Here is a 3,602-nt window from a genome sequence, read left to right as displayed (position 1 = left end):
GCCATCAATGATGGCGGCATCCTCGAGCTCCTTCGGGATGCCGCGGAAGTAGCCCGTGAGCATCCAGACACTGAGTGGCAGCGTGAGGATCAGATAGACCAGGATCAAGCCAAGATAGGTGTTGATCAGTCCGAGATAGTTGAGAACGATATAGAGTGGCACGATGACGGTTGCGGTGGGCAGCAACTGCCCGATCAGCACGAAGGCAAGCGCAGCCGAGCGGCCGCGGAAATCAAAGCGCGCGAAACCATAGGCCGCGAAGATGGCGAAGATTAGCGCCAGCGAGGTCGAGCCGATCGAGATGATGAGGCTATTGACGAAGTAGCGCGGAATGTTGCTCTCGAAGAGCACGGTCTTGAAGTTGATGAGGGTCGGCGGATCCGGCAGCCAGCGCGGCGGTATGGTGTAGAGCTGGGCAAGCGGCTTGAAGGCGGAGACCGCCATCCAGAGAAACGGGAAGACCGCGACGAGAACCAGCAGGGCGACCGGTAGCGAAATGACGAGGGTGCGGCGTCTGTCTTGCATGGATCAGTCCTTATCCTGCGCCGCAAACATGCGCATGTAGAGTACGATGATCACCGCGATGAACAGGAAGTAGAGAACCGCCATCGCGGCTGCGCGGTTGAACTCGAAATATTCGAAGGCCTGTACATAGATCTGGATGGGGAAGATCATCGAGCGGTTGGCGGGGCCGCCGCCGGTGATCGAGTAGATGATGGTGATACCGTCGAGCGCCCAGATGGTCAGGAGCAGCGTCACGGAAACCAGGACGGGCTGGAGCTGGGGCAACATGATGTGCCAGATCTCGTGCCAGAAGCTGGCGCCGTCCACCCGCACCGCCTCATACAGTTCGTCGGGTACCGATTGCAGGCCGGCCAGCACCATCACGGCGACGAAGGGAAACATTTTCCAGGCATTGACGGCGATCAGGGCCGGCATGACGGTATCGGGATTGGTCAGCCAGCCGACGGGCTGGGAGATAACGCCGAGTTGCATCAGCATGTAGTTGATGATGCCGTAGTCGGTGTGAAACATCCACGCCCAGGTCATGGCGGCGACGATGCCCGGCACGACCCACGGGATCAGCATCAGCGAGCGAACCACCGATCGTCCGGCGAACTGCTGATTGAGCAGGATGCCCGCGAGAATGCCGAGCAGGAGCTGGAAGACCACCGAGCCGATGACGTAGTAGGCCGTGTTGAACAGTATCAGCCTGGTCGAGGGCGCGCTGATGGCCACATTGAAGTTGCGCATGCCGGCAAAGGCGCCGCTGGCATCGGTAAGGCTGAGCTCCACGGTCGAGAGCATCGGGTAGATGATCAGTGTGGCCAGCAGCAGCATGGTCGGTAGGATGAACCAGAGGCCGGGACTGATATTTCGCGTGGTCATGTGAATTCCTGTCGTCGGGCGCCCGGCCGTTCTCGCCGGGCGCGTTCAACCTGTTCTTGCAAAGAGGCGGTCGATCAGTTCACTGGGACAGAACGGACTTGATCTCCTCGGCCGCCGCGTCCATCGCCTCCTGAACGGTGCTGCCTTCCAGCAGGGACTCCTGAAGATAGTTGTAGTAGATCTGTCCGATCTGCCCCCATTGCGGGATAGCCGGTTGGGGCCGGGCGTGCCGGAGCATGGTCTTGTGCGCGTCCATCAGCGGATCGTTGAAACGTTCCGCCTTCAGTCCGGACATGGCGGCCGGAAAGGTCGTGGTGTAGGTCGCCTGGCGCCCCGCGTTCGACATGAAGGCGGCCAGCTTGATCGCGGCTTCCTTGTTGGGCGCGTCCTTGGGGATGATGAAGTTCCATCCGCCCAGAATGACAGCCGTCTCCTTGCCGTCAGGGTGGGGCAGCGGAGCGACGCCCAGTTCGATCTCGGGGGCAGCTTCGCGGATGCGCTCGATATCGGAGGTCGCTCCGGGGATCATGGCCACATTGCCCACCTGGAACAGGCGGCGGAGTGCATTGGAGTCGTTTTCCAGAGTGGAGGGCGGAGAGACCTTCAACGTGGTAAAGAGGTCCACGTAGAACTTGACGGCTTCCACCGACTCCGGCGAATTGATGGTCACTTCCTTGTTGTCGGGGCCGAGAATGCCGCCCCCGTTCATCCACATGAAAGGCAGCGAGCGAAACAGGGCATTGCCAGGCTGGTCGGCCCCGCCGCCCGATACGCCGTAACCATAGACCTTTTGACCGGCGCTGTTGGTGCGGGTGAGGGCCTTGGCGGAATCAAGGAATTCGGTCCAGGTTTGCGGTGGTTTGTCGGGATCGAGACCTGCCTCCTTGTAGGCTCCCCTGTTGTAGATCAGGGCGTGGGCTTCTGCCTGGAAGGGCAGGCCGTAGAGCTCGCCGTTGAAGGTGGCGGTATCGAGGCTTGCGGGAAGCACGTCGTCGAAATCTACGCCCGCTGCCGTCAGATGGTCACGCAGGGGTTCCAGCTTGCCGGTCTCTGCCAACGGTATGTTGACGCCGTTCTGGACATCGATCAGGTCCGGCGTGCTGCCCGATTGGAGAGCAACCAGAATGCGGCTCTGCAGGCCGCCGGCGACATTTGCCTCGACGCGAACGTTTATCCCGGGATTTTCCTTCATGAACTCGGCTGCGAAATCCTTTGCCTTCTGTTCGTTCCAATTCATCGTCCACCACACCAGATCGGCGGCGGATGCGCAGGTCGCGTGGGACAACATCAGCGCCAGTCCTGCGGCGAGTATTCTGGTTTTGCGTTTCATTGGTTTCTCCTCCCTGGTCGTTTTCGAATACCGACGTCGCTCACACTGCCTGCGAGATGGCCGCGTCGTCGCTTGAAGCATATGTCGCGGGGCCAAGCAGGTCGGCATGTCCGACGAGGGCCCGCATGTAGCCGATGGTGTAGGCCATGCCGGCGTGCCATGGCGCATTGCTGTGAACATCCGGCACGTGGTCCGGCACCATCACGCCATCGAAGGATTCGTCCCGCAGAATGCGGACGATTTCGGCCATGTCCACGTCGCCATTATCGACGAATGTTTCTTCATAGCGGGGTACCTTGCCCTTCACGTTGCGGAAGTGGACATAGGCAATCCGGCCGGAGCGGGCGAACCGCCGGGTCGTGTCGTAGATATTGCCGGTGGTCATTTCCTGCAGCGAGCCGATGCAGTATTCCAAGGCGTTGGACGGGCTGTCGATGACCGAGAGCAGGCGGTCGTACTTGGCGGGCTGGTTGACCAGCCGTGCCGTGCCGCGCAACGTTTCCATCGGTGGGTCGTCAGGATGGGCGGCCAGTTTCACTCCGGCCGCTTCGGCGACCGGTACGAGTTCGTTCAGGAACCACTCGAGGCGTTGCCAGAGTTCGCTTTCCGAGACGCTGACCGGGGCGGCGCCGGGCACGGCAGGACGGTAACGCATGTTCCACACCATCCCGTCGGGAATGGGCGCCTGAGCGTCGAAGCCCGCGGCATCGAATACCGATGTGACGGCTCCGCCGCGCCCCACCGGAAGTCGCCGCCAGCCCCAGACGCCTGCGATCGAGAAATTGTAGCCGATGACCTTGATGCCGGCGCGGCCCGCATCCTCCACGAGCCGCTTCAACCCATCCATCTGTTGCCGCTTGTTCGGACCGTCCAGCAGGATGTC

The 3,602-nt window shown here is 61.4% G+C and carries 3 protein-coding genes and 1 pseudogene; all 4 read right to left on the bottom strand.

The window, feature by feature from the left end:
• Window positions 1-525, bottom strand: a pseudogene (locus tag VL202_RS14355) (carbohydrate ABC transporter permease); the annotation flags it as partial.
• Between the two features lie 3 nt (window positions 526-528).
• Entirely contained in the window at window positions 529-1,389 is an 861-nt protein-coding gene (locus tag VL202_RS14350; protein ID WP_325464781.1) for a sugar ABC transporter permease, read from the bottom strand.
• 79 nt (window positions 1,390-1,468) lie between these two features.
• Window positions 1,469-2,719 carry an ABC transporter substrate-binding protein gene (locus VL202_RS14345; protein WP_325464780.1) on the bottom strand — a complete coding sequence of 417 codons (1,251 nt, stop codon included), beginning with the start codon at window positions 2,717-2,719 and terminating at the stop codon, window positions 1,469-1,471.
• A 40-nt stretch (window positions 2,720-2,759) separates the two neighbouring features.
• A partial coding sequence (locus VL202_RS14340) for a mannonate dehydratase (protein ID WP_325464779.1) occupies window positions 2,760-3,602 on the bottom strand: 843 nt, incomplete at its 5' end.

Source organism: Pararhizobium sp. (assembly GCF_035497515.1).
GTDB lineage: Bacteria > Pseudomonadota > Alphaproteobacteria > Rhizobiales > Rhizobiaceae > Pararhizobium.
Note: the sequence above shows the minus strand (reverse complement) of the source record. Positions and strands in the feature narration are given on the sequence as shown.